The sequence below is a fragment of the Agrobacterium sp. SORGH_AS_0440 genome, from assembly GCF_031453135.1.
GTDB classification, from domain to species: domain Bacteria; phylum Pseudomonadota; class Alphaproteobacteria; order Rhizobiales; family Rhizobiaceae; genus Agrobacterium; species Agrobacterium pusense.
Genome location: NZ_JAVIYR010000001.1, coordinates 267220 through 291524, shown reverse-complemented (window position 1 = coordinate 291524; position 24305 = coordinate 267220). Strand labels below are relative to the sequence as shown.

General features: G+C 60.3%; 21 protein-coding genes. 16 read left to right on the top strand and 5 right to left on the bottom strand.

From position 1 onward, the window contains the following. Positions 1-13: 13 nt before the first annotated feature. A complete protein-coding gene (locus QE453_RS01370; RefSeq protein ID WP_006698344.1) occupies positions 14-715 on the bottom strand; it encodes a DNA helicase in 702 nt (233 codons plus the stop codon). A 216-nt stretch (positions 716-931) separates the two neighbouring features. Further along, positions 932-2104 carry a M20 aminoacylase family protein gene (locus QE453_RS01365; protein ID WP_309776213.1) on the bottom strand — a complete coding sequence of 391 codons (1173 nt, stop codon included), beginning with the start codon at positions 2102-2104 and terminating at the stop codon, positions 932-934. A gap of 209 nt (positions 2105-2313) precedes the next feature. Here QE453_RS01365 and QE453_RS01360 point away from each other — a divergent pair, with 209 nt between their 5' ends. The 14 genes from QE453_RS01360 (at position 2314) to QE453_RS01295 (ending at position 16974) form a co-directional block, all read left to right on the top strand. After that, the gene (locus QE453_RS01360; RefSeq protein WP_309776212.1) at positions 2314-3078 is read left to right on the top strand and encodes a phosphoribosyltransferase; all 765 of its coding nucleotides are present in this window, start codon (positions 2314-2316) and stop codon (positions 3076-3078) included. Between the two features lie 151 nt (positions 3079-3229). After that, positions 3230-4285 (top strand): dipeptidase, encoded by a 1056-nt coding sequence (locus QE453_RS01355; RefSeq protein ID WP_004445294.1) that lies wholly within the window; start codon positions 3230-3232, stop codon positions 4283-4285. A gap of 50 nt (positions 4286-4335) precedes the next feature. Continuing rightward, positions 4336-5976, top strand: coding sequence for an ABC transporter substrate-binding protein (locus tag QE453_RS01350; protein WP_004445293.1), 1641 nt, complete (start codon positions 4336-4338; stop codon positions 5974-5976). 18 nt (positions 5977-5994) lie between these two features. Then, the gene (locus QE453_RS01345) at positions 5995-7062 is read left to right on the top strand and encodes an ABC transporter permease (RefSeq protein ID WP_004445291.1); all 1068 of its coding nucleotides are present in this window, start codon (positions 5995-5997) and stop codon (positions 7060-7062) included. Continuing rightward, positions 7059-7991 (top strand): ABC transporter permease, encoded by a 933-nt coding sequence (locus tag QE453_RS01340; protein ID WP_004445289.1) that lies wholly within the window; start codon positions 7059-7061, stop codon positions 7989-7991. Before QE453_RS01345 ends, QE453_RS01340 begins: the two co-directional genes overlap by 4 nt. Continuing rightward, positions 7988-8824, top strand: a complete 837-nt coding sequence (locus tag QE453_RS01335; protein ID WP_309776211.1) for an ABC transporter ATP-binding protein — start codon at positions 7988-7990, stop codon at positions 8822-8824. The genes QE453_RS01340 and QE453_RS01335 overlap by 4 nt, the downstream gene beginning before the upstream one ends. Continuing rightward, the gene (locus QE453_RS01330; RefSeq protein WP_309776210.1) at positions 8821-9570 is read left to right on the top strand and encodes an ABC transporter ATP-binding protein; all 750 of its coding nucleotides are present in this window, start codon (positions 8821-8823) and stop codon (positions 9568-9570) included. The genes QE453_RS01335 and QE453_RS01330 overlap by 4 nt, the downstream gene beginning before the upstream one ends. 259 nt (positions 9571-9829) lie before the next feature. Continuing rightward, the gene (locus tag QE453_RS01325; protein WP_309776209.1) at positions 9830-10732 is read left to right on the top strand and encodes a LysR family transcriptional regulator; all 903 of its coding nucleotides are present in this window, start codon (positions 9830-9832) and stop codon (positions 10730-10732) included. 211 nt (positions 10733-10943) lie between these two features. Beyond that, positions 10944-12479, top strand: coding sequence for an ABC transporter substrate-binding protein (locus tag QE453_RS01320; RefSeq protein WP_309776208.1), 1536 nt, complete (start codon positions 10944-10946; stop codon positions 12477-12479). Positions 12480-12673: 194 nt separating this feature from the next. Continuing rightward, entirely contained in the window at positions 12674-13624 is a 951-nt protein-coding gene (locus QE453_RS01315; RefSeq protein WP_309776207.1) for an ABC transporter permease, read from the top strand. Then, positions 13621-14442, top strand: coding sequence for an ABC transporter permease (locus QE453_RS01310; RefSeq protein WP_004445277.1), 822 nt, complete (start codon positions 13621-13623; stop codon positions 14440-14442). Before QE453_RS01315 ends, QE453_RS01310 begins: the two co-directional genes overlap by 4 nt. A 53-nt stretch (positions 14443-14495) precedes the next feature. After that, positions 14496-15890 carry an amidase gene (locus QE453_RS01305; RefSeq protein WP_045531570.1) on the top strand — a complete coding sequence of 465 codons (1395 nt, stop codon included), beginning with the start codon at positions 14496-14498 and terminating at the stop codon, positions 15888-15890. Between the two features lie 97 nt (positions 15891-15987). Continuing rightward, positions 15988-16554: a DJ-1/PfpI family protein gene (locus QE453_RS01300; RefSeq protein WP_309776206.1), complete on the top strand. Its 567-nt coding sequence runs from the start codon at positions 15988-15990 to the stop codon at positions 16552-16554. Between the two features lie 69 nt (positions 16555-16623). After that, positions 16624-16974, top strand: a complete 351-nt coding sequence (locus tag QE453_RS01295) for a ribbon-helix-helix domain-containing protein (protein ID WP_309761896.1) — start codon at positions 16624-16626, stop codon at positions 16972-16974. A 77-nt stretch (positions 16975-17051) separates the two neighbouring features. Here QE453_RS01295 and QE453_RS01290 read toward each other — a convergent pair whose 3' ends face one another. From QE453_RS01290 to QE453_RS01280, 3 genes are all read right to left on the bottom strand, one after another. Next, complete coding sequence (locus QE453_RS01290) at positions 17052-17972, bottom strand: ABC transporter permease (protein WP_004445269.1); 921 nt, start codon at positions 17970-17972, stop codon at positions 17052-17054. Continuing rightward, positions 17965-18975, bottom strand: a complete 1011-nt coding sequence (locus tag QE453_RS01285) for an ABC transporter permease (RefSeq protein ID WP_004445267.1) — start codon at positions 18973-18975, stop codon at positions 17965-17967. The genes QE453_RS01290 and QE453_RS01285 overlap by 8 nt, the downstream gene beginning before the upstream one ends. Before the next feature lie 142 nt (positions 18976-19117). Next, entirely contained in the window at positions 19118-20827 is a 1710-nt protein-coding gene (locus tag QE453_RS01280; protein ID WP_004445265.1) for a peptide ABC transporter substrate-binding protein, read from the bottom strand. 305 nt (positions 20828-21132) lie between these two features. Here QE453_RS01280 and QE453_RS01275 point away from each other — a divergent pair, with 305 nt between their 5' ends. Further along, positions 21133-22296, top strand: coding sequence for a M20 aminoacylase family protein (locus QE453_RS01275; protein WP_004445263.1), 1164 nt, complete (start codon positions 21133-21135; stop codon positions 22294-22296). Between the two features lie 49 nt (positions 22297-22345). Further along, positions 22346-24196: an ABC transporter ATP-binding protein gene (locus tag QE453_RS01270; RefSeq protein WP_022562770.1), complete on the top strand. Its 1851-nt coding sequence runs from the start codon at positions 22346-22348 to the stop codon at positions 24194-24196. Positions 24197-24305: the final 109 nt, after the last annotated feature.

The following is a 24305-nucleotide window of genomic DNA, read 5'->3' as shown; positions in this document are numbered from 1 at the left end:
CAGCCCGTGCGTCTCAGTTGACATTGTGAAGTTGCGCTTCGCCGTTATGCAGAAAGCAGGCTTTGGTGAACAGGCCCAGATCAAGCAGGTTGGGAAGGCGGATATCGCGCATATCGGGAACTCGTTTGATTTGCGGATCAAATGAGCGGTCAATCTGCGAGATGAAAGCGAAAATAACGCCAGTCTTTTTTGCGAATTCTGCAAGAACGGTGACTTGTTGCGACAGGTCCGGCTTATGGCGCTGCTGGTCGAGTAACTGCAGATAATCGATTACGGCGAAGGTGCCGGATTTGGCTGGCGAGAGGTAACGGATCATGTAGTCCGCGCATATCTCGTCCGATGTCACGATCTCGATTTCTCTCTGAGCGCCTGCGTGTTGCCCGGTGCGTTTTCGTACCTGTTGCTCGGTCATTTCGAGCGTGAATAAAATGGACTGCCGTCCGTCTTCGGCTGCCGCCCGCAGAAGCTCAAAAGCAAGCGCTGTCTTGCCCTGGCCCGGGCGGCCGGCGAGCAGGAGCATGTCGCCATTCACGATGCGCGAGAACAGGTCTTTGGACAAAGAGCCAGCCGCAACGTGAGCGGAAAGCAGGCTCCAGGCTGCAAATCCTTCCTCGCACGCGATCTGGTCCAGCGCTTCGTGAAGGGGAATGGCATTATTCCGGACCATAAGTTTGGCCCGTCGCTTCAATTGGAAAATCGGAGTGGAAAGCTTCATCACAAAACCTCTGTTGCGGGTTCAAAACGCAATCCCTCCTTATGCGAATGCCCGAACAGATGGTTCGATGATGAGATTACCCAGCATGTCGAATGCTTCCCCGAAAGGAGGGGGGAGGCGTGGGTCCAGCCTATGTCTGAAAGCTACCGCGCCCGATGATTCGCCACAAGTGTCTGAGACGTTGCCGGTCGAAAAACAGCAGGGAACAAGATGGATTTACTCCGCCGCCAGTTCCTGCTCCACCAGCGTCGCCCAGAAAGCTACGCCCGGCACGATGGCCGCATCGTTGAAGTCGTAGGAGGTGTTGTGGTGCAGTGCGCCGTCCACCGCCGGGCCGTTGCCGAGCCAGACATAGCAGCCTGGGGCTTCGCCCGCGAAAAAGGCGAAATCGTCGCCGGCGGTCGAGGGCGGAAAGGCGGTGCGCGCCCTGTTGCCGAAGACGGTTTTGGCTGCCCGGACCGCCCGTTTCGTCGCGTCCGTTTCGTTGATGACGGGCGGGATGCGGCGGATGAATTCGTAATTTGCCTCGATGCCGAACATTGCCGCCGTGCCCTTGGCCAGCCTGCCGATTTCCGCCTCCAGCTGGTCTCGCACTTGAGGCGCATAGGCGCGCGCGGTACCGCCGATTTCGACGAGATCTGGGATAACATTGAGTGCCTTGGGGTCGCCTGCCTGCACCGAACAGGCACTGACCACGGCCGGCTGCAATGGGTCGACCACGCGGCCGACGATAGTTTGCAGCGAGGCGAGGAAGGTGCCGGCCGCCGTTACAGGATCGCGACCAAGATGCGGCTTCGCGCCGTGGGTGCCGACGCCCTTGAAGGTGACGCGCCAGCTGTCCGACGAGGCAAGCTGCGGTCCTTCCACCACCGCCATTTCGTCGATGCCCAGCCCCGGCATGTTGTGCAGGCCATAGACCGCATCGCAGGGGAACAGCTCGAAAAGCCCGTCCTCGACCATTTTTTTTGCGCCGCCACGGCCTTCTTCGGCCGGCTGGAAGATGAAATGCACGGTGCCGGAAAAATCGCGGGTCTTTGCGAGGTAACGCGCCGCACCCAGCAGCATGGCGGTGTGGCCGTCATGGCCGCAGGCATGCATCTTGCCGGGGAATTTCGATTTGTAGGGGCGGTCTGGGACCTCAGGCATGGCAAGGGCATCCATGTCTGCGCGAAGACCAATGCTGCGCGTGCCGTTGCCCACCTGCAGCGTGCCGACCACGCCGGTGCCGCCGAGACCGCGGTGCACCTTCAGCCCGGCGCGCTCAAGCAGATCGGCGACGATGGCGCTCGTTCTTTCCTCTTCGAAACCCAGTTCCGGATGCGCGTGCAGATCATGACGGAGTTCCGTCAGGAATGGCAGGTCCTCGCCGATCCGGTCCAGCAGTCTCATGGGAAGCTTGTCCTTGAATGTGGGAAAAACCCGCGTCATAGGTGGGTTTGTCCAAATGCCTGTTGCTTTATTCTCTTCTAACGGAAAAAGCCAATGAAATGAACCCGCAGCGTCTCTGTGGTTGCTAAAATGATAAATCTGCCGAACGGGATTGGCGTGGCTGAAAACCGTCTCCGCCATGCGCCATCTCCGTTCTGAAAGGAAAACAGATGCCATCACCAGCATCGCCCGCCATCGCCCCGTCTCCCGCCGCGCCGCATGAGTTCTGGCAGCAGATCCATCCGCCCCGGAGCTTCGAAACAGCAGGCGCATATTCCACATTCTTTCCCGCGGAACTGGATGATGGAAGGCAGATCTGTCTGCCCATACGGCCGCTTGCGGACGGAGAGCACGCACTCGCATCGCTCATCGTCAACCAGGCTTCCTTTGAGGTTCTGGAGGCGCTGGCCGCCGATCTTGCCGCAAAGCTTCTTCCCTTCAAGCCGGATGTCGTTATCGGCCTGCCGACGCTCGGCCTGACGCTTGCGGCCGCCGTTGCCCGCCATCTGGGCCATTCCCGTTACGTGCCGCTCGGCACCTCGCGCAAATTCTGGTATCTGGAGGAGCTGTCGGTGCCGATGTCCTCCATCACCACGAAGCAGGAAAAAAGGCTTTATGTCGATCCGCGCATGCTGCCGCTCATCGAGGGTAGACGGGTGGCGCTGGTGGATGACGTGATCTCCAGCGGCAGTTCCATCCTGTCGGGCCTTGCGCTACTCACCGCCTCCGGCATCAACCCCGCCGTCATCGGCGCAGCCATGCTGCAATCGGATCGCTGGCGGGAAAAAATCGCCGCTTTCGGGCCGGAATGGCCGGAGCGGGTGAGGGGTGTTTTCGCGACGCCGCTGCTGACCAAAGCGGAAGATGGCTGGCGGCGCCTGACGAAATGCAAATTCCGTCGAAAGGCAAGTGGTGATAAATTCACCGCTGCCTAATTTGTATCTTGCGAAGCTCGAATAGATCGTCCTAAGATCGCGGCTGACAGACAATAGCGGTCGGCTGATAACGCGCCGGCTTGCTTTCGCGCGGTGTCATCCCGGCGTCTGCCTGCCCCGTTTATTGTTTCGATGACTGGAATTTCTTCCCATGCATGCAGTGTTTGACGGTCATAATGATGTGCTGCTTCGGTTGTGGCGCAACAGCAAGGCCGGTGCTGATCCCGTGGCCGAATTCAAGAACGGCACTCGGGAAGGTCATATCGATGGTCCGCGCGCACGGGCAGGCGGGCTCGGCGGCGGTATCTGCGCCATCTATATCCCGTCCGGCGATCTGATTCTGCAGGAACCGGACGAGAACGGCCATTACGATACGCCGCTCGCCACGCCGCTCGAGCGACTGCCTTCGCTCGACATCGCGATGGAAAAGGCGGCGATTGCGCTGAGGCTCGATCGCGCTGGAGCGTGGCGGCTCTGCCGCTCCACGGCGGATATCCGCAAGGCCTTTGCCGAGGATATCTTCGCCGCCGTGCTGCATATGGAAGGCTGCGAGGCGATCGGCGCCGATCTCGATGCGCTGGAAGTATTTTATGCCGCGGGTCTGCGTTCGCTCGGCCCGGTGTGGAGCCGGCACAATATTTTCGGCCATGGCGTTCCTTTCTCCTATCCCATGTCGCCCGATACCGCGCCCGGTCTCACCGATGCCGGTTTTGCGCTGGTGAAGGAATGCAACCGCCTCGGCATTCTCATCGATCTCGCGCATATCACCGAAAAAGGCTTCTGGGATGTGGCCAAGACCACCAACCAGCCGCTGATCGCCAGCCATTCCAATGCGCATGCGCTCACTCCGGTCGCCCGCAATCTCACTGACAGGCAGATGGATGCCATCAAGGAAAGCGGCGGGCTGGTTGGCCTCAACTACGCCGTGACCATGCTGCGTGCCGATGCGCGTGATATCGCGGATACGCCGCTCTCCGATATGGTGCGCCATATCGACTATATGGTGGAGCGTATGGGCATCGACTGTGTGGCGCTCGGATCGGATTTCGACGGCGCGACGGTCCCTGTCGGAATTGCTGATGCCAGCGGCAACCACAATCTGGTTGCGGCGCTGAAATCGGCGGGCTACGGTGATGGAGAACTTGCTAAAATATGCCGGGAAAACTGGCTGCGCGTCTTGTCCCAGGCTTGGCACGAAGCGGCCTGATAAACAGTTTAAGCGAACCAAATCAATCTCATAACAAAAGGGGAGATCCTATGATCAAATCGCTCAACAAATCCATGCGTATCCTCAGCACCAGCGCTGCCCTGTCGCTGATGATGCTGTCTGCCCCACATGCTTTTGCCGCCACGCCGGCCGATACGCTGGTGGAAGGTTTCGCCATCGACGACATCATCACGCTCGATCCGGGTGAGGCTTTCGAACTGTCTGCCGCTGAAGTCACCGGCAACACCTATAGCAAGCTCGTTTCCATCGATCTCAACGACACGTCCAAGGTTGTCGGTGATCTCGCCGAAAGCTGGACGACCTCCGAGGATGGCCTGACCTATACGTTCAAGCTGAAATCCGGCCTGAAGTTCGCCTCCGGCAATCCGGTCACCGCTGATGACGTTGCCTTCTCCTTCGAACGCGCCGTCAAGCTCGACAAGTCACCAGCGTTCCTGTTGACGCAGTTCGGCCTGAAGGGCGACAACGTTACCGAAAAGGCGAAGGCAACGGACGCGAACACCTTCGTGCTGACCGTCGACAAGCCCTATGCGCCGAGCTTCGTGCTGAACGTGCTCACCGCAACCGTCGCTTCGGTGGTGGACAAGAAGCTCATCACCGAAAAGGCGAAGTCGGTCACGCCGAGCGCCGATTACAAATACGACACGGATTTCGGCAACGAGTTCCTGAAGACCGGTTATGCCGGTTCCGGCCCTTACAAGATCCTTGGCTGGAAGGCCAACGAAGCCGTCATTCTGGAGGCCAACCCGAACTATTACGGTGAGAAGCCGAAGCTGAAGCGGGTCGTCTATCGTCACATGAAGGAAAGCTCCGGCCAGCGTCTGGCGCTTGAAAACGGCGATATCGATGTTGCCCGTAACCTTGAGCCCGGCGATATGGAAGCCGTTTCCAAGAAGGAAGGCCTTGCCGTTACCTCCGCACCCAAGGGCACCGTTTATTATTTCAGCCTCAACCAGAAGAACGAGAACCTGAAGAAGCCTGAGGTCATCGAAGCGTTCAAATATCTCGTCGATTATGACGCGATCGGCGCGACGATCATCAAGGGCATTGGCGAAGTCCATCAGACCTTCCTGCCGAAGGGCCAGCTTGGCGCGCTTGATGAGAACCCCTACAAGCTTGACGTCGCCAAGGCCAAGGAACTTCTCGCCAAGGCCGGTCTGAAGGACGGCTTCACCGTCACCATGGATGTGCGCAACACCCAGCCGGTGACGGGCATTGCCGAAAGCGTGCAGCAGACGCTGGCACAGGCCGGCATCAAACTCGAAATCATCCCCGGCGACGGTAAGCAGACGCTGACCAAATATCGCGCCCGCACGCATGATATCTACATCGGCCAGTGGGGTTCGGACTATTTCGACCCGAACTCGAATGCGGAAACCTTCACCATCAACTACGACAATTCGGATGAAGGCAAGAACAAGACGCTGGCCTGGCGTAACGCCTGGGATGTTCCTGATCTGACCAAGGAAACCCAGTCTGCTCTCTTGGAAAAGGACAGCGCCAAGCGCGCCGCCATCTATGAAAACCTGCAGAAGGAAGTTCTGGCGAAGGGTCCCTTCGTCATCATCTTCCAGCAGACGGAAGTGGCCGGTTATTCCGCCAAGCTCAAGGGCCTGAAGCTCGGACCGAGCTTCGACACCAACTATGTCTATCCGATCTCCAAGGAATGATCCGGAAGGATCGGTCTCTTGAGCATCGTTGAAGCAAACAGCCGGGCGAGGCAGGGCAAACGCCGTGCCAACGCCCGCGCGAAGGCCATTCTCGGCTTCGCCGTCACCGTCATCACCACCTTTCTGGGGCTGATGGCGGTCACATTTTTCATTGGCCGTGTGGTGCCGATCGATCCCGCACTGGCGATCGTCGGCGACCGCGCGCCTGCGCATGTGGTAGAGCGCGTCCGTGAGCAGCTCGGCCTCAACCTGCCGCTCTGGCAGCAGTTCTTTATCTATCTGAAGCAGGCGCTTTCGGGCGATTTCGGCACCTCCGTCCTCACCACCAATCCCGTGATGGAGGACATCAAGCGGGTGTTTCCGGCGACGATCGAACTTGCCACGATCGGAACGATCATCGGCGCGGTTTTCGGCATTCCGCTCGGCGTTCTCGCGGCCGTCAAGCGCGGCAGCTTCGCCGACCAGGTCGTGCGTGTCATCGGCCTCATCGGTTATTCCGTGCCGATCTTCTGGCTCGGCCTGCTGGCGCTGCTGGTGTTCTACGCCCGGCTGCAATGGGTGGCCTATCCCGGGCGCATGGACATCGTCTATGAATTCACCTTCACGCCAGTCACTGGCTTCTTCCTGATCGACGCCATCTGGCAGCGGCAATGGGACGTGTTGTGGGATCTTTTCCGCCACATCATCCTACCGGCCTCGCTGCTCGGTTATTTCTCGCTGGCCTATATCAGTCGCATGACGCGCTCCTTCATGCTGAACGAGCTCGCCCAGGAATATGTCGTCGCGGCCCGCGCCAAGGGGCTTTCGGAAACGCGCATCATCTGGTTCCACGCGCTGCGCAACGCCGCCGTGCCGCTGGTAACCGTGATTGCGCTCTCCTATGCCGGTCTGCTGGAAGGTTCGGTGCTGACCGAAACCATCTTCGCCTGGCCGGGGCTTGGCCTCTACATCACCAATTCCCTGCAGAATGCGGATATGAACGCCGTTCTCGGCGGCACGATCGTGATCGGCGCCATCTTCGTCGGCATCAATCTCTTCTCCGATCTGCTTTACCGGACGCTCGATCCAAGGACGCGCAGCCGATGACGATTTCGACCGATACACTCAAACCCTATAGCCGCGAATGGCTGCTCTCCGACCGGCCGGCCTCGCGCAGGCAGGCACGGCTTGGCCGCGCCTATGTGATCTGGCGGCGCTTTTCGGAAAACCGGCTGGCGCTGCTCGGCCTTGGCATCATCATCGCGCTGCTGTTCGTGGCGATTTTTGCCAATGTGCTGGCGCCACATAATCCGGTGCAGGGCGATCTGCGCAATGCCCGGCTTCTGCCGCCCGGCACTGCCGGTTATCTGCTCGGCACCGATGATCAGGGCCGTGATATTCTCTCGCGCCTCATCCACGGTTCGCGCCTGACCCTGTTCGTCGTGCTTTTGGTGGCCATCATCGCCGCACCCATCGGGCTCATCGTCGGCACAGTCTCGGGTTATGCCGGCGGCTGGGTGGATGCGGTTCTGATGCGCATCACCGATATTTTCCTCGCTTTTCCGAAGCTCGTTCTGGCGCTGGCGCTGGTAGCGGCCCTGGGGCCTGGCATTGAAAATGCGGTGCTCGCCATCGCGGTCACCTCGTGGCCGCCCTATGCGCGCATCGCGCGCGCTGAAACCATGACCTTCCGCAATTCCGATTTTATCGCCGCAGTGAAGCTCATGGGCGCGTCGCCCTTCCGCATCGTCTTGAAACACGTCATGCCGCTTTGCATGTCGTCGCTGATCGTGCGTGTCACGCTCGATATGGCGGGCATCATCCTCACTGCTGCGGGCCTCGGTTTCCTCGGCCTTGGCGCACAGCCGCCGCTGCCGGAGTGGGGCGCGATGATCGCGTCGGGACGGCGTTTCATTCTCGATCAATGGTGGGTGGCTGCCATGCCGGGTATTGCGATCCTGATCGTCAGCCTCGGTTTCAACCTTTTGGGTGACGGTCTGCGCGATGCGCTTGATCCCAAGGAGGCGGGCCAATGAGTGCGTCTCTTCTGACGGTTGAGAGCCTGCGCGTTTCCTTCCCGACCCGCACCGGGTTGGTGGAGGCGGTGCGCGGCGTGTCCTTCACGCTGGGGCGCGAGCGCCTCGGCATTGTCGGCGAATCCGGCTCCGGAAAGTCGCAGACTGGCCGCGCCATCATGGGTCTGACGCCGAAAAATGCCCGGATCGAGGCCGATACGCTGCGGTTTGGCGATATCGACCTGCTCAAGGCGTCGGCAAAAGAGCGGCGGCTCATGCGCGGCAAGCGTATGGCCATGATCCTGCAGGATCCGAAATATTCGCTGAACCCGGTCATGACCATTGGCCGCCAGATCATGGAAACGCTGCGTACCCACGAAAAGATTGGCGCCAGCGAAGCGCGCCAGCGCACGCTTGCCATGCTGGAGGCAGTACAGATCCGTGATCCCGAGCGCGTCTTCGATCTCTTTCCACACGAAGTTTCCGGCGGCATGGGCCAGCGCGTCATGATCGCCATGATGCTGGTCTGCGGTCCGGAATTGCTGATCGCCGACGAGCCGACCTCGGCGCTCGATGTGACGGTGCAGCTGGAGGTGCTCGATATTCTCGACAAGCTGGTGCGCGATCGCGGCATGGGGCTGATCTTCGTCAGCCATGATCTCAGGCTCGTCTCCTCCTTCTGCGACCGGGTTCTCGTCATGTATGCCGGCAAGGTGGTGGAAGAGCTTGCTTCCGCTAACCTCAAGGAAGCGAAACATCCCTACACGCAGGGCTTGTTGAACTGTCTGCCGCAAATTGGTGGCCACCGGCATCCGCTGCCCGTTCTGGAACGCAAGCCGGAGTGGCGCGCATGAGCACAGTTCTTTCCATCAGAGACATGGTGGTGGATTTCGACGGTTACATCGCGCTCGACAGCGTCAGCGTGGATGTGGCCGAGGGTGAATCCTTCGGTATCGTCGGTGAATCCGGTTCCGGTAAATCGACCCTGCTGCGCGCCATCGCCGGCCTCAACCATTTCGATGAAGGTTCGTTGATGGTGGCCGGGCGCTCCTATTCGGGCAAGCACCGCGACAAGAGCTTTTATCGCGATGTGCAGATGGTGTTTCAGGACCCGTACGGTTCACTGCACCCGCGCCAGACGGTGGATGCGCTGCTGCTCGAGCCGCTGGTCATCCATGGTCTCGACAATCGCGAACAGCGCATTGCCCGCGCTTTGGACGAAGTCGGCCTCGGTTCCGGTTTCCGCTTCCGTTATTCACACCAGCTGTCCGGCGGCCAGCGCCAGCGTATCGCCATTGCCCGCGCACTGATCGTTGAGCCGAAGGTCCTGCTGCTCGATGAGCCGACCTCGGCGCTTGATGCGTCTATTCAGGCTGAAATCCTGAACCTCCTGGAACAGGCCCGCAAGGACCGCAACCTCACCTTCGTCATGGTCAGCCACGATCTCGGCGTCATCAGCCACATGTGCGACCGTCTGGCGGTGATGAAAAGCGGCAAGGTGGTGGAAATGCTGGAGGCCGAGGCGCTGGAAAGCCGCGAGTTCAGCGCGGATTATACGAGGCAGCTGCTGGTGGCGAGCGAGGGTTTCAAGCGTCCGTAAAGGCGTGAGGGTGCGGGCCGTTTCTTCTCCCTGAGGGGGAGAAGATGCCCCGAACGGGGCAGATGAGGGGGCAAGCTCTCCGTATATCTCCACCGTCGCCCCCTCATCCGGCGCTGCGCGCCACCTTCTCCCCGGCGGGGAGAAGAAACAAGCGGCGAGCTTTACTTTCACGAGCGATCTTTCCGGGTGAAGTATTCTCTCGCGACGCTGCGATGATATGGTGAGCCGCACACCAGCCCACCCGAACAAGGTACCACCCATGCAATTGCGCGCCTTGATGTATTTCGATGAACTCGTCCGCACCAATTCCATGCGCGCCGCGGCGGAAAACCTGAATGTGGCGCCGACGGCGGTGAGCCGGCAGATCGAAAATCTCGAATATTATTTCGGCTCGCCCCTGGTAGAGCGTTCCAGCCGTGGCGTGAAGCTAACGGCGGCGGGCGAGCTGCTGGCCGCCCGCGCCGGCAAGACGCTGCGCGAACTCGACCATGTGCACCAGTTGATCGACGATCTCAAAGGTCTGCAGCGCGGCCGGGTGACCATTTACGCCAATGGCGCTACAGTGGCCAACCTTCTGGCGCCGGTGCTGGCGCAGTTCAGCCTCAAATATCCGAAGCTGCGTTTCGAGGTCCATATCACAAGTGCGCGCCAAGCCATGGAAGCGCTGGGGGCTGCGGAAGCAGACCTCGTTGTCAGCCTGTTTGCGCCAAAGGTTTCCGGGGTTAAGGTGCGCTCGCGCACGCGCATCAATTACGATGCGATCTTTCCCGCCGGTCATGCCCTTGCCGGTCAGCCGGAGGTGTCGCTGAAGGAACTGGCCGGGTTGCCACTTGCCTTGCCGGACAAGAGTTTTGCCGCGCGTCAGGCCTTCGATATGCTTTTTGCCGAGGCGGATATCGAACTTGACCCCGTTTTCATCACCAGTTCGCTGGAAATGCTGAAAGAGCTGGTGCTGGGCCACGCCGCGGCCACGCTGCTGCCGGCGCTTTCGGTGGCGCGCGAAATCCGTAGCGGCCAGATGGTCGCCGTTCCGCTCTCGGGCAAGAAGGGTATCCACACCCAGGTTGACCTCTGTGTAGCGCCCGACAGGCAATTGTCCTTCGCAGCTTCCAAGCTTGCCGATTTCATCGAGCGTTTCATGCGTGAGGCGACTGCGGGATAGTTTCTTCTCCTCGGCGGGGCGAGGAACCGGAGACGTTCCCGGAATTGCCCACCAAGGTTGATTTTCACCCGCATTCCCGTGTAGCCATTTCAGCTACACGGAGCACACAAAAATCATGATTGTGTGTGCGCCTGCAACATGACACTCTTTTTGCAACGGGTGGTCTTTTGAAGGGCAAAAATGCCCCGGCCGCCAGACAGGGGACTAAAGGATGCCACGTACCTATCTTTCGCAGGCGGCGAAGCTCTCGCGCCGTACCGCGCTGGCGCTTGCTCTCGGCACGGCGCTCTTTCTACCGCTCTCGATTGCTGAGGCCGAAGCTGCGGCGAAAACGGCTTTGACGCTCGGCATGACGGTAGAGCCGACCGGTCTCGATCCGACCATTGCCGCTCCCGTCGCCATCGGTCAGGTCACCTGGCAGAATATTTTCGAAGGTCTCGTCACCATCGACAGCAAGGGCAAGGTGAAGCCGCAGCTCGCCGAAAGCTGGGAAATTTCCCCTGATGGCAAGACCTACACCTTCAAGCTGCGCAAGGGTGTCACCTTCCATGACGGCGACGCGTTCGATTCCTCCGTCGCGAAGTTCTCGCTGGACCGGGCGCGTGGTGAAGCTTCTGTCAATCCGCAGAAACGCTTCTTTGCGGCGATCGGCAGCATCGAGACCCCGGATGCCGACACGCTTGTGCTGAAGCTGAAGCAGCCCGCCGGCAGCCTCATCTACTGGCTCGGCTGGCCGGCCTCCGTCATGGTCGCGCCCAAGAGCGCAGAGACCAACCGCACCACGCCCGTCGGCACCGGCCCGTTCAAATTCGTGAACTGGGCCAAGGGCGACAAGGTGGAGTTGCAGAAGAACGCCGCCTATTGGGACGAGGCCGTGTCGGTAAAGCTGGAAAAGGCGACGTTCCGTTTCGTCTCCGATCCGCAGGCGCAGGCGGCGGCGCTGAAATCCGGCGATATCGACGCCTTCCCGGAATTCGGTGCGCCGGAATTGATGAGCTCGTTTGACGGCGATGCGCGCCTCGGCACCTTCGTCGGCAATACCGAGTTGAAGGTCGTGGCGGGCATGAACAGCGCCCGCAAGCCCTTCAGCGACAAGCGCGTGCGCCAGGCGCTGATGATGGCGGTGGATCGTGGCACCGTCATCGAGGGTGCATGGTCCGGTTTCGGAACGGCTATCGGCAGTCACTATACGCCGAATGATCGCGGATACATCGATACGACGGGCGTTCATCCCTATGATGTCGATAAGGCCAAGGCGCTGCTTGCCGAAGCGGGGTATGCGGACGGTTTCAGCTTCACCATCAAGGCCCCGCAGATGGCCTATGCCCAGCGCACCTCGCAAATCCTGCAGGCGATGCTGGCTGAAATCGGCGTGACCATGACCATCGAGACCACGGAATTTCCGGCCAAATGGGTGGCGGACGTCCTGAAGGGTGCGGATTACGACATGACCATTGTCGCCCATGCCGAGCCGATGGATATCGATATCTACTCCCGTGATCCCTATTATTTCAACTACAAGAACCCGGCCTTCAACGAGGTCATCGCCAGCGTCGAAAAGACGGCGGATGCGGCTGAGCAGGAAAAGCTCTATGGCGACGCCCAGAAAATCCTCGCCGAAGATGTGCCGGCTCTGTTCCTGTTCGTGATGCCGAAGCTCGGGGTCTGGGACAAGAAGGTGAAAGGGCTGTGGGAAAACGAGCCCATTCCCTCGAATGTTCTGACGGATGTGCATTGGGAAGAGTGACGTTTGACGATACTCGTGTCTTCCGTCATGCCGAACTTGATCCGGCATCCAGCCAGCCCAAGTCCTTGGGCTGAAAAGGCGCCCTCCGCCGCGCAGACGCGCGTCGGCTGGATGCCGGATCAAGTTCGGCATGACGGGAGAGTGTGGAGCTTTCCAGCCGCCGCGGGTAAAGTATCGCAAGGAGCAGATGCCAGATGTTAGCCGTCCTCTTCCGGCGTCTCGTAAGCCTCGTCATCACGCTGTTTGCCGTCTCGCTCATCATCTATCTTGTCATGGGCCTGTTGCCGGGTGATCCGGCCGCCATCATGCTGGGAACCTCGGCCAGTCCGGATACGCTGGCCGCACTGCAAAAGCAGATGGGTCTCGATCAGCCGCTGCTGCTGCGCTACATCGACTGGCTTGCTGGCGTCTTCCGCGGCGATCTCGGACAATCCTATACCTATGGCGTGCCGGTGGCGGGTCTGATCGTCGAGCGGTTGGCCGTGACGCTGCCGCTTGCGCTGCTGGCCGTTTGCCTGTCCGTCACTATCGCCATTCCGCTCGGCGTAGCGGCGGCGAGGAACCGCAACGGGGCGCTGGATTTCGCGGCCGGGCTGTTTTCCCATGTGGGCATTGCCGTGCCGGGCTTCTGGGTCGGGTTGCTGCTCATCATCGTCTTTTCCACCACGCTCGGCTGGATGCCGGCTGGCGGTTTTCCCGGCTGGTCGCCAAGCTTTGCAGCGGGTCTCACGGCGCTTATCCTGCCGGCGGTCGCTCTTGCGCTGTCGCAGGCCGGCGTTCTCACCCGCGTCTGCCGTTCCGCCGTGCTTGAAGTGATGAACGAGGATTTCGTCCGCACCGCCCGGGCCAAGGGCCTGAGCGAGCGGGTGGCGCTGTGGCGGCATGCGGTGCCGAACGCGATGATACCCGTCGTCACCATGATCGGCCTGCAGTTCACCTTCCTCATTGCGGGTGCGGTGCTGGTGGAAAACGTCTTCAACCTGCCGGGCCTTGGCCGGCTTGCCTATCAGGCGCTGACCCAGCGGGATATCGTCGTCATGCAGTCCGTCGTGCTGTTCTTCTCGGCGCTGGTCATCATCATGAATTTCGTGGTCGATATAGCCTATCTCTTCATCGACCCGAGACTGCGGGCAGGTGCGCGATGATGCGATTTATCCGCCGCCGCCCGGCCTTCGTTATCGGTATTGCCGTCACGGCCTTTCTCGTCGCCGTCGCGCTGTTGTCGCTGGTCTGGACACCGGTTTCGCCCACCAAGATGCAGATCGTCCAAAAGCTGAAATCGCCCTTCGTCTACGGTGGTCTCGGTACCGACCATTTTGGCCGCGATGTGCTCTCCATGCTGATGGCCGGTGCGTGGAACTCACTCTCCACCGCCATTGCCGCCGTCGCCATCGGCGCCTTTATCGGCACGGCGATCGGCGTCACGGTCGCGGCGCTGCGCGGTTTCACAGAAACCGTCGTCATGCGCATCTGCGATATCATCTTCGCCGTGCCGCCCATCCTGTCGGCCATGATGCTCGGCGCCTTCATCGGCACGGGACGCTTTACCGCCATCATCGCCATCGCCACCTTCATGGTGCCGGTCTTTGCGCGACTGACGCTGGGGGCGGCCTTACAAATCTGGGCGCGGGAATACATCACCGCCGCCACCAGCATTGGCCAGAACCGCGCCAAGATCACGATGTTGCACGTCGTGCCGAATATTTCCAACCAGATCATCGTGCAGGTGACGATCCAGCTGGGTCTTGCGATACTGACGGAGGCAGGCCTTTCCTTCCTCGGTCTCGGCATGCCGCCGCCGGCCGCCACCTGGGGGCGGATGCTGGCGGACGCCCAGACCTATCTCGGCGCGGCGCCCTGGCTTGCCATCATGCCCGGCCTTGCCATTGCGCTCGCCGTCTTCGGCCTCAATCTTCTCGGCGATGGCCTGCGCGACCTGCTGGACCCGCGCGATACAAGCTGACCGCTTCAAGCCGATATCGCCCCTATTTCCTGTTTTTCTGACGAGACGATGCCATGACCGATCTCATACACCTCAACACGCTCGAAATTCTGGCGCTTTACCGGGAAAAGAAACTCTCGCCATCGGAATATTGGCAGGCGGTGGAGGCGCGTATCGAGGCATTCGAGCCGGTTGTGAACGCCCTTTACGCTTATGATCCGGAGGATGCGCGCAGGCAGGCGCTGGCCTCGACGGAGCGCTGGCAAAAGGGTGAAACGCTGGGAGCCCTCGATGGAATTCCGGTCTCGCTGAAGGAACTCATCGCCACGAAAGGCCATCCTGTGCCGCTCGGCACCAGGGCGGTGGAGCTTGTGCCCGCGGTTGAAGACGCGCCGGTGGCCGCCCGTTGCCGTGAGGATGGTGCGATTATCTATGCCAAGACGACGTGCCCGGATTACGGCATGCTCTCTTCCGGCCTTTCCAGCTTCCATAAGCTCAGCCGCAACCCGTGGGACCCCACCCAGAATCCCGGCGGCTCCAGCGCCGGTGCTGCTTCGGCCGGTGCTGCGGGTTACGGCACCTTGCATATCGGCACGGATATTGGCGGCTCGGTAAGATTGCCGGCGGGATGGACGGGCCTCTTCGGCTTCAAGCCGAGCCAGGGTCGTATCCCGGTAGATCCCTATTATACCGGCCGCTGTGCCGGGCCGATGACGCGCACGGTCGTTGATGCGGCTTATGCCATGGCAACGCTTTCGCGGCCGGACTGGCGCGACGGCACATCGCTGCCGCCGAACAGCATCGACTGGATGGACCTCGATATTGATGTGAAAGGCCTGAAAATCGGACTGATGCTGGATGCGGGCTGCGGCCTGCCGCTGGACGAAGAGGTGCGCGACGCCGTTGTCGCGGCTGCAAAACTGTTCGAGGCGGCCGGCGCCATTGTCATCCCGGTCGAGCCGGTGCTGACGCGTGAGATGCTCGACGGGCTGGATGATTTCTGGCGGGCGAAGTTCTGGGGCGACATGGTGGCGTTGAGCGCGGATCGTCGTGCCGCGATCCTTCCCTATATTCACGAATGGGCGGAAAAGGGCGCTGATGTTTCCGGCGCGCGTGCCGTTTTCGGTTTTAATCAGACCATGGAAATGCGTAAAGTTTGCGGGCGGTTGATGCAGTCCGTTGATGTGGTGATTTCACCCGTTAACCCCATCGTCTCCTATCCTGCCGACTGGGCTTCTCCCACCAACGATCCTGCACGCCCCTTCGAGCATATCGCTTTCACCGTGCCGTGGAACATGTCGGAGCAGCCCGCATCCTCGATCAATTGCGGCTTCTCCACATCCGGCATGCCCATCGGCCTGCAGATCGTCGGTCCGCGTTACCAGGATCTATTCGTGCTCAAATTGTCCAAGTCTTTCGAGGATTGGGGTGGTGGCGTCCGGCGCTGGCCGGAGCCGCCGGCCGGCTGATATCACCTTTATCGAGCATGTAGTATTGCCATAATACCCGCATCTCGATCCCTCCTGTTAGGGTGCCCAAAGGCATTCGAAAACGGGAGGAGCAGACATGCCGAAGAAGATTTTGATGATCACCGGTGATTTCGCCGAGGATTACGAGACCATGGTGCCGTTCCAGACGCTGCTCGCTGTCGGCCACACGGTGCACGCCGTCTGCCCCGGCAAGAAGGCGGGCCAGACCATCGCCACGGCCATCCACGATTTCGAGGGCGACCAGACCTACTCGGAAAAACGCGGCCATAATTTCGCGCTCAATGCCACCTTCGCCGATATCAAACCGGCGGATTACGATGCGCTGGTCATTCCGGGTGGCCGTGCGCCGGAATATCTGCGGCTCAATGCGGACGTGCTGGCGGCGGTGAAACATTTCTTCGAGGCAGACAAGCCTGTCGCGGCCGTCTGCCATGGCGCGCAATTGCTGGCGGCTGCGGGTGTGCTCAAGGACCGCAACTGCTCGGCCTATCCCGCCTGCCGCCCGGAGGTGGAGCTGGCAGGTGGCACCTATGCCGATATCGCCATCGATGCGGCGGTGACCGACGGCAAGCTGGTGACGGCGCCCGCATGGCCCGCCCATCCCGCCTGGCTTTCGCAGTTCATGGCGGTGCTCGGTAAATAAGACCGGCGAACGGGGCTTTTTCCCGCCCCGTTTTCCGCCTATATCTCAGGCGTGGTGAGGGAGGAAACCATGTGCAAGCTCTTCATCAAGGCAGACCCGACGCTCTGGGAAAGCCATACGCGGTCGCTCCGCATCGATGGCATGGTCACCAGTGTCCGGCTTGAAAACTTTTTCTGGACGACGCTGGACGAGATCGCACGGCGCGACGGCATGAACAGCGTGCAGCTCATCGCCAAGCTTTATAATGAATCGATCGATGCCGGGCACGATCTCGGCAATTTCACCTCGTTCCTGCGGGTCTGCTGCGGGCGTTATCTCGCGCTTCAGCTTTCCGGCGATATTCCGGCGCGGAACGATATCCCGATTGCGGCGCTGGATGCGGACAGCATTCTGGATGCAGAAAAGGTGAATTATCACTAGGGCGCGTCACGCTTCTGTGCCGCGATACGCTCAACCTCATCCCCGTGACTAGCACAGGGATGAGGGAAGGGAAGCGTTCAGCTCTTCAGCGCCCGCGGATCAAGCGCATCGCGCACGGCATCGCCGATGTAATTCACGCTCAGGACCGTCAGCGAAATCGCCAGCCCCGGCCACAACACGCGCGAGGGCGTCAGTTGCAGGAAGTTCGCGCCGTCGAACAGCAGCCGTCCCCAGGTCGGAAAGTCGGAGGGGAAGCCGAGACCGAGGAAGGAGAGGGCGGATTCCGTGATGATGGCGGCAGCGATGCCGAGCGTGGCGGAGACCATGATCGAGCTCAGCACATTCGGCAGAATATGCCTGAGGATGATGCGGTATTCGCGCATGCCGCTCGATTTCGCAGCCATGATGAATTCCTGGCTTTTGATCGTCAGCACATCACCGCGCACGATGCGGGCTGTATGCATCCAGCTGGTTATCCCGATCACGAAGACGATCAGGATGAAGATGCCAGTCTCCGGCCCAAAGGCCGCACGCAGCGTGTCGCGAAACAGCATCAGGATGACGAGCAGCAGCGGCAGAAGCGGTAGGGCCAGGAACAGGTCGGTGAGGCGCATCAAGGGTCCGTCCAGCCTGCGGAAATAACCTGATAGAACACCCACCAGCGTGCCGAGGAACAGAGCCAGCAGCATGGCGGTGATGCCGACGGCAAGCGAAATGCGCCCGCCGGCCAGGACCTGCGCCAGCATGTCCTTGCCAAGATTATCGGTGCCGAAGGGATGCGCCAGCGACGGCCACTGGTTGCGCGCCTTCACATTGATGGCGTTCGGAGCAACGGTGTGGATATAAGGCCCGACATAGACCGCGAGCAGGATGAAGATGAAGACGAAGAGCCCCGCCACGCCGCCCTTGTGAACGCGAAACTGTTTCCAGATATCGGCAAGGGCGGATTGCGTGGGGGTGGCCGCAACCGTCGGCGCTGTAATGGTGGCGTCAGTCATAGCGGATCCTCGGGTCGAGAATGCCGTAAAGTACGTCGGCAATCAGGTTGAAGAGCACGATCAGCACCGCAAAGATGAAGGTCAGCGTCTGAACCAGCGGAATATCCGCCCCCTGAACGGCTGTTATCAGCAATTGGCCAAGCCCGTTCACGCGGAAAATCTGCTCGGTGATGATGGCGCCGGAGAAGATGGTCGGCACCCCAAGCGCAATAACCGTTACGACCGGGATGAGGCTGTTGCGCAGCACGTGGATGAGCAGCACGGATTTTTCCTTCACGCCCTTGGCGCGTGCGGTGCGCACGTAATCCTGATGCAGATTGTCGAGCATGGAGGCGCGCACGAAGCGGCTGATCTGCGAGACGTTATAGAGCGTCAGGACCAGCACCGGCAGGAACATCTGCTTCACCTGCGCCACGAAGCTCGCCCAGTCCGTGACCCTCAGATTGGTGTCGTAGACTGAAGGGAACCATTGCAGGTAAGAGCTGAAGATGACGACCAGCAACACGCCGGTGAAGAAGGTCGGCACCGAATAACCGACCATGGAGACGAACGTGCCGATCTGGTCGAAGATCGAATATTGCTTGTAGGCGGAGATCACCCCGATCGGGATCGCCAGCAGCGCACCGAAGAGATAGGCAAGGCCCACCACCCACAGTGTCTGCGGCATGCGCTGGATGACGAGATCGACCACCGGGCTGCGTGTCGCCCAGGAAAGCACCCGCATACGGCTGCCATCGCCGATCTGCCAGCCGGTCAGCTTTTCGAAGAGGTTCAGCGGCTCGTTGATGAAGAATTGCTGCAGCCACATCAGGTAACGGATGAAGAAGGGCTGGTCGAGGCCAAGCGAGGCACGGATTTGCTCACGCACTTCAGGCGGGATGGTGAGGGGAAGGTCGCCGGTCGGATCGTTGGGCGCGAGATCAAGCAGCGCGAAGATGACGAAGCTGATGACGAGCAACGTCGGAACGGCAAAGGCTAGCCGCCGGAGCGTAAAGGTAAACATCTGAAACTCTCCAGACCCAGAGCGCGGCAGAGCGAAAATTGGGAGCTATTTCGCCTTAACGCGGCAAATGTGTCTTCAGAACATGGTCCAGGGGCATGCAGAAGGCCGGCCTCTCCGAAGGAGAAGCCGGCGCATCTGCGTGTTACTTCTTGCGGGACCAGTCCGCGACGTTCCAGAGTTCCGAGTCCCAGGCATTCATGCGCACGCCTTCCAGCGTCAGCGAATGCGAGGAAACGCTGCCGCGGTGGATGAGCGGAATATGCGCGCCTTCCTCCGTCAGCATGTCGTTGAGCTGCTTGGAAATCTCCGCACGCTTTGCAAGGTCGGCGGTCTTGGAGAGTTCACCCACAAGCTTGTCGAATTCCGGGTTGCAGTAACGCGGAATATTCTGCCCCTGCCAGCCGTTTTCAGGGGCCGGAATCTTGTCGCACAGCCATTCCGCCAGATATTTTTCCGGGTCCGTACCGTCGAAATTGTTGGTGTACATTTCGACGTCGGCATAAAATTTCTGGAAAGTATCCGGGCTCGCCGGGTCACCGCCGAAGAAGACCGAGGCGCTGACATTGCGCAGTTCGGAAGCGACGCCGATCTGCGACCACATGTCCTTCACCAGTTCCTGCGTGGCCTGGCGAACCGAGTTGGTGGACGTCTGGTAAAGGAAGGAAAGTTTCACGCCATTCTTGGCGCGAATGCCATCGGCACCCTTCACCCAGCCGGCATCGTCCAATAGCTTGTTTGCGCCTTCCACATCCTGCTTCAGGCACCAGCTGTCATTCTTGGTGGAAGCGACGGCTTCCGGAGCCGGTACGATGTTGCAGGTCGGCTTGCCCGCTTCTCCGTAACCTGCTTCATCGATGACCTCACGGTCGATGGCGAGCGAAAGCGCGCGACGCACGGCGGGATCGGAAATGGCCGGATGGGGACCGGCCTGTTTGGTGGAGCGCTTGTCGCCCAGCGAAGGATCGGCATTGTACCAGTTGAGATTGATACGCTCGACCTGCGTGCCGAAGGCGGTTTCCAGCTTGCCCTTGCCGGCCGCCACCATGGTGGCGAGGATTTCCGGCTCCACCTGCATGTTCCAGGCATAGTCGAATTCCCCGGTTTCCAGCACGGCGCGCGCGGCGGAAGCGGCATCGCCGCCGCCCTTCAGGGTCGCCGTGGCGAAGGCGGGCTTGGCGGGGTCACGGTAATTGGGGTTGGCAACGAAGCTGATGACGTCGTTCGGCTTGAAATCCTTGACGACGAAGGGGCCGGTGCCGATGGGGCCGAAATTGGCGGAGGTGCAGCCGGGAGCTGCCGCGCCGACGCATTTTTCAAACTGCTTCTTCTGGATGACCGGCGACTGTGCGCCCACGAATGCCGAATAGGGGTAGGGTTTCGGCTCGGTGAAGCTGACCTTGACGGTGTGGGCGTCGATGGCTTCGACGTTCTTCACGCCCTCATATTGTGCCGCCTGCGCGCAGCCGCCATCGGGTGCGGTGCAATATTTCCAGGTGAAGATCACATCCTCTGCGGTGAAGGGCGTGCCGTCAGACCACTTCACGTCGGTCTTCAGCTTCCACGTCATGCTGAGAAGATCCTTCGCGACGCCGCCATTGTCGATCGTCGGAATCTCGGTCACCAGCATCGGCACCAGCTCGCCCTTTTCGTCATACCGCGCCAGCGGCTCGATAACCATGGACGAGCTGTAGACTTCCTTCGTGCCACCCGAAAGATAGGGATTAAGCGTCGATACGGCCTGCCAGAACAGGATTTTCAGTTCGCCGTCACTGCCGCGCTCGGCGTGGGCGGCAGAGCCCGCGAGAGCCATGGCCGCCACCGTGCCGGCAAAGAGAACGCTGCGCTTCTTCATTGTGGTTTTCCCCTTTTTGGATTTTATCTGTTTGAATGTTTGACGCTTTTCCCGTCGTCACGTGCAAGGTCTGTTATTCTAACTATTTGACTTTGCTAAGGAATATTCCTCCATTCCAGATGATGCTATTGTCAGTTTTTTTGAAAAGCAAGTCCCAATGTTTCATTGATGAACAAATTTTGAGCCATTTAGTTTTGGGCCTATTTTTCGCTCATGCAGCAAATTTCATGCTTGCAAAAGAGGAAATTCCAAACTCAATATGGCGTCCGACAACCCGGCGGGGAACAAAAAAAGGGAAAAAGAGAATGCCGATATTGAACCGTGTGGCTGAAATGCAGGAAGAAGTTGCCGGCTGGAGGCGCCATCTGCATGAACACCCGGAACTGCTCTACGATGTCTACGAAACATCGAAATTCGTTGCCGAAAAACTGAAATCCTTCGGCTGCGACGTGGTCGAAACGGGCATTGGCAAAACAGGCGTGGTCGGCATCATCAAGGGCCGGCACGGGGATGGGCCGACCATTGGTTTCCGATCCGACATGGATGCGCTGCCGATCCTTGAGACGAGCGGCAAGCCATGGGCCTCGAAGACGCCGGGCAAGGCCCATTCCTGCGGTCATGACGGGCATACCGCCATGCTTTTGGGTGCGGCGCAATATCTGGCCGAGACGCGCAATTTCAAGGGGTCGGTGGCCGTGATTTTCCAGCCGGCGGAAGAAGGTGGCGCGGGAGCGCTTGCCATGTTGAATGACGGCATGATGGAGAAATTCGGCATCTCGCAGGTCTATGGCATGCATAACGAGCCGGGCATCCCCGTCGGGCAGTTCGCCATCCGCAAGGGTTCCACCATGGCGGCTGCGGACAGTTTCGAAATCACCATCACCGGCAAGGGCAGCCATGCGGCAGCACCGCATCTTTCCATCGATCCGGTGCTGACTTCGGCGCATATCATCATCGCCCTGCAATCCATTGTCTCGCGCGAGACGGATCCGTTGAAATCACTCGTCGTCACCGTGGCCACCACCCATGGCGGCACGGCGTCCAACGTCATTCCCGGTGCAGTGACGCTGACCGGCACCGTGCGCACGCTGCTGCCGGAGACCCGCGATTTCGCCGAAAAGCGCCTCAAGGAAGTGGCCGCCGCCACCGCCATGGCTCATGGCGCGACGGTGGAGGTGAAATACGATCGCGGTTATCCCGTCACGTTCAACCACAGTGACGAGACAGAATTCGCGACCGGCGTGGCGATGGGTGTGGCCGGCGCCAACGCCGTCAACACCAATCCCAATCCGCATATGGGCGCCGAGGATTTCTCCTACATGCTGGAGGCGCGCCCCGGCGCCTTCATCTTCATCGGCAATGGCGATACCGCCGGGCTGCACAATGCCGCCTATGATTTCAACGACGACGCGCTGCCTTACGGCATCAGCTACTGGGTTTCGATGGCCGAAACCGCACTTGCTGCATGAGACATCCGGCGGCCCCTCGTGGCCGCCTTCTGCTTTTCAGGAGATCGGCATGCTTTTGGCAGCGACATCAATGGAACAGACCGGCGGTTCGGTCAGCCCGGTTTTATCGGTTCAAAATCTCACCACCTCCTTCCGCGTCGATGGCGGCTGGAAATCCGTGGTGCGCAATATGAGTTTCGAGATCGCGCCGCGTGAGACGGTGGCGATCGTCGGCGAGAGCGGCTCGGGCAAGAGCGTCACCTCGCTCTCCATCATGCGGCTGCTCGATAAAAAGACGAGCCGCATCGAAGGCAAGGTCATGCTCGGCGGGCGCGATCTGCTGGCACTGCCGGAAGAAGAGATGCGCAAGGTCCGCGGCAAGGACATTTCGATGATCTTCCAGGAGCCGATGACCAGCCTCAACCCGATCTTTCCGATCGGCAAGCAGATCGCCGAAGCGCTGACCGTACATCAGGATATTTCCTCCTCTGCCGCAAAGGCCGAGGTCATCCGGCTTCTGGAAAAAGTCCGCATTCCCAATGCGAAGAACCGTTTCGACGATTATCCTCACCAGTTTTCCGGCGGCATGCGCCAGCGCGTGATGATCGCCATGGCGCTTGCCTCCAAACCGAAGCTGCTGATCGCCGACGAGCCGACGACGGCGCTCGACGTGACCATCCAGGGCCAGATTCTCGACCTCATCAAGACATTGCAGGAAGAGGAGGGCATGTCGGTTCTCTTCATCACCCACGATATGGGCGTGGTGGCGGAAGTCTCTGACCGCACCATCGTCATGTTCCGTGGCGATGTGGTGGAAACCGGCACCACCGACGACATTTTCCATCGTGGCCGCCACCCATATACGCGAGCCCTGCTTTCCGCGGTGCCGAAGCTGGGTTCGATGAAGGAAAGGCTGCTGCCGGCCCGTTTCCCGATCATCGATATCAAGACCGGCGAAAGTCAGCCTGTGGCGGACGTGAAGGATACTGTCTCCGGCGGCCGCACGCCCATCCTTTCGGTCAAGGATCTGACCACCCGTTTCGACATCCGCTCCGGCCTATTCGGCCGCAAATCCGGCGCCGTGCATGCGGTGGAAAAGGTTTCCTTCGATCTCGCCGAGGGCGAAACCCTCTCGCTGGTGGGTGAATCGGGCTGCGGCAAGTCCACCACGGGCCGCTCCATCACCCGGCTGATCGAGCCGACGTCAGGCGATGTCATGCTCGATGGCTACGAGGTGCTGAAGCTCGACAAGACGACGCTGCGAACCATGCGCCGCAGCGTGCAGATGATCTTCCAGGACCCCTTCGCCTCGCTCGACCCGCGCATGAGCGTCGGCACGGCGATCATGGAGCCCTTTATCGAACATCGCCTCGGAACCAAACAGCAGGCCCGGGAAAAGGCTGCCGATCTTCTGGAAAAAGTGGGCCTGAGCCCGGATATGATGCGGCGCTTCCCGCATGAATTTTCCGGCGGCCAGCGCCAGCGCATCGCCATTGCCCGCTCGCTGATGCTCGATCCCAAGGTCATTGTCGCCGATGAGGCGGTATCGGCGCTCGATGTCTCGATCAAGGCGCAGGTCTGCAACCTGCTGCTCGACCTGCAGCAAAACCTCAACCTCGCCTTCCTGTTCATCAGCCATGACATGGCGGTGGTGGAACGGGTCAGTCACCGGGTGGCGGTGATGTATCTTGGCGAGATCGTCGAGATCGGCCCGCGCGCGGCCGTTTTCGATAATCCCCAGCACCCCTATACGAAGAAGCTGATGTCCGCCGTTCCGGTGCCCGATCCCGCGCGACGGCAGATCAAGCGCAACATGGCGACCGACGAGATCAGAAGCCCGATCCGGCCGGTGGACTATGTGCCGCCGCAGCGGCTTTATCGTGAGGTTTCGGCGGGGCACCTGGTGCAGGAAGCGGCTTGATTGAGCAGTGCTGGCTTCGGGCTGAGCGCCGGTAGGGAATCGGGCGGCGGCCACTTGTTTCTTCTCCCCGAGGGGGAGAAGTCCGCGGCAGCGGGATGAGTGGGCAAGC

What these genes read in the sequence shown, in the direction of transcription:
- QE453_RS01325 (WP_309776209.1), top strand. Translation starts at nt 9,830, where the DNA reads ATGCAATTGCGCGCCTTGATGTATTTCGATGAACTCGTCCGCACCAAT.
- QE453_RS01320 (WP_309776208.1), top strand. Translation starts at nt 10,944, where the DNA reads ATGCCACGTACCTATCTTTCGCAGGCGGCGAAGCTCTCGCGCCGTACC.
- QE453_RS01310 (WP_004445277.1), top strand. Translation starts at nt 13,621, where the DNA reads ATGATGCGATTTATCCGCCGCCGCCCGGCCTTCGTTATCGGTATTGCC.
- QE453_RS01370 (WP_006698344.1), bottom strand. Translation starts at nt 715, where the DNA reads ATGAAGCTTTCCACTCCGATTTTCCAATTGAAGCGACGGGCCAAACTT.
- QE453_RS01285 (WP_004445267.1), bottom strand. Translation starts at nt 18,975, where the DNA reads ATGTTTACCTTTACGCTCCGGCGGCTAGCCTTTGCCGTTCCGACGTTG.
- QE453_RS01330 (WP_309776210.1), top strand. Translation starts at nt 8,821, where the DNA reads ATGAGCACAGTTCTTTCCATCAGAGACATGGTGGTGGATTTCGACGGT.
- QE453_RS01315 (WP_309776207.1), top strand. Translation starts at nt 12,674, where the DNA reads ATGTTAGCCGTCCTCTTCCGGCGTCTCGTAAGCCTCGTCATCACGCTG.
- QE453_RS01335 (WP_309776211.1), top strand. Translation starts at nt 7,988, where the DNA reads ATGAGTGCGTCTCTTCTGACGGTTGAGAGCCTGCGCGTTTCCTTCCCG.
- QE453_RS01360 (WP_309776212.1), top strand. Translation starts at nt 2,314, where the DNA reads ATGCCATCACCAGCATCGCCCGCCATCGCCCCGTCTCCCGCCGCGCCG.
- QE453_RS01290 (WP_004445269.1), bottom strand. Translation starts at nt 17,972, where the DNA reads ATGACTGACGCCACCATTACAGCGCCGACGGTTGCGGCCACCCCCACG.
- QE453_RS01270 (WP_022562770.1), top strand. Translation starts at nt 22,346, where the DNA reads ATGCTTTTGGCAGCGACATCAATGGAACAGACCGGCGGTTCGGTCAGC.
- QE453_RS01275 (WP_004445263.1), top strand. Translation starts at nt 21,133, where the DNA reads ATGCCGATATTGAACCGTGTGGCTGAAATGCAGGAAGAAGTTGCCGGC.
- QE453_RS01300 (WP_309776206.1), top strand. Translation starts at nt 15,988, where the DNA reads ATGCCGAAGAAGATTTTGATGATCACCGGTGATTTCGCCGAGGATTAC.
- QE453_RS01340 (WP_004445289.1), top strand. Translation starts at nt 7,059, where the DNA reads ATGACGATTTCGACCGATACACTCAAACCCTATAGCCGCGAATGGCTG.
- QE453_RS01350 (WP_004445293.1), top strand. Translation starts at nt 4,336, where the DNA reads ATGATCAAATCGCTCAACAAATCCATGCGTATCCTCAGCACCAGCGCT.
- QE453_RS01355 (WP_004445294.1), top strand. Translation starts at nt 3,230, where the DNA reads ATGCATGCAGTGTTTGACGGTCATAATGATGTGCTGCTTCGGTTGTGG.
- QE453_RS01280 (WP_004445265.1), bottom strand. Translation starts at nt 20,827, where the DNA reads ATGAAGAAGCGCAGCGTTCTCTTTGCCGGCACGGTGGCGGCCATGGCT.
- QE453_RS01305 (WP_045531570.1), top strand. Translation starts at nt 14,496, where the DNA reads ATGACCGATCTCATACACCTCAACACGCTCGAAATTCTGGCGCTTTAC.
- QE453_RS01365 (WP_309776213.1), bottom strand. Translation starts at nt 2,104, where the DNA reads ATGAGACTGCTGGACCGGATCGGCGAGGACCTGCCATTCCTGACGGAA.
- QE453_RS01295 (WP_309761896.1), top strand. Translation starts at nt 16,624, where the DNA reads ATGTGCAAGCTCTTCATCAAGGCAGACCCGACGCTCTGGGAAAGCCAT.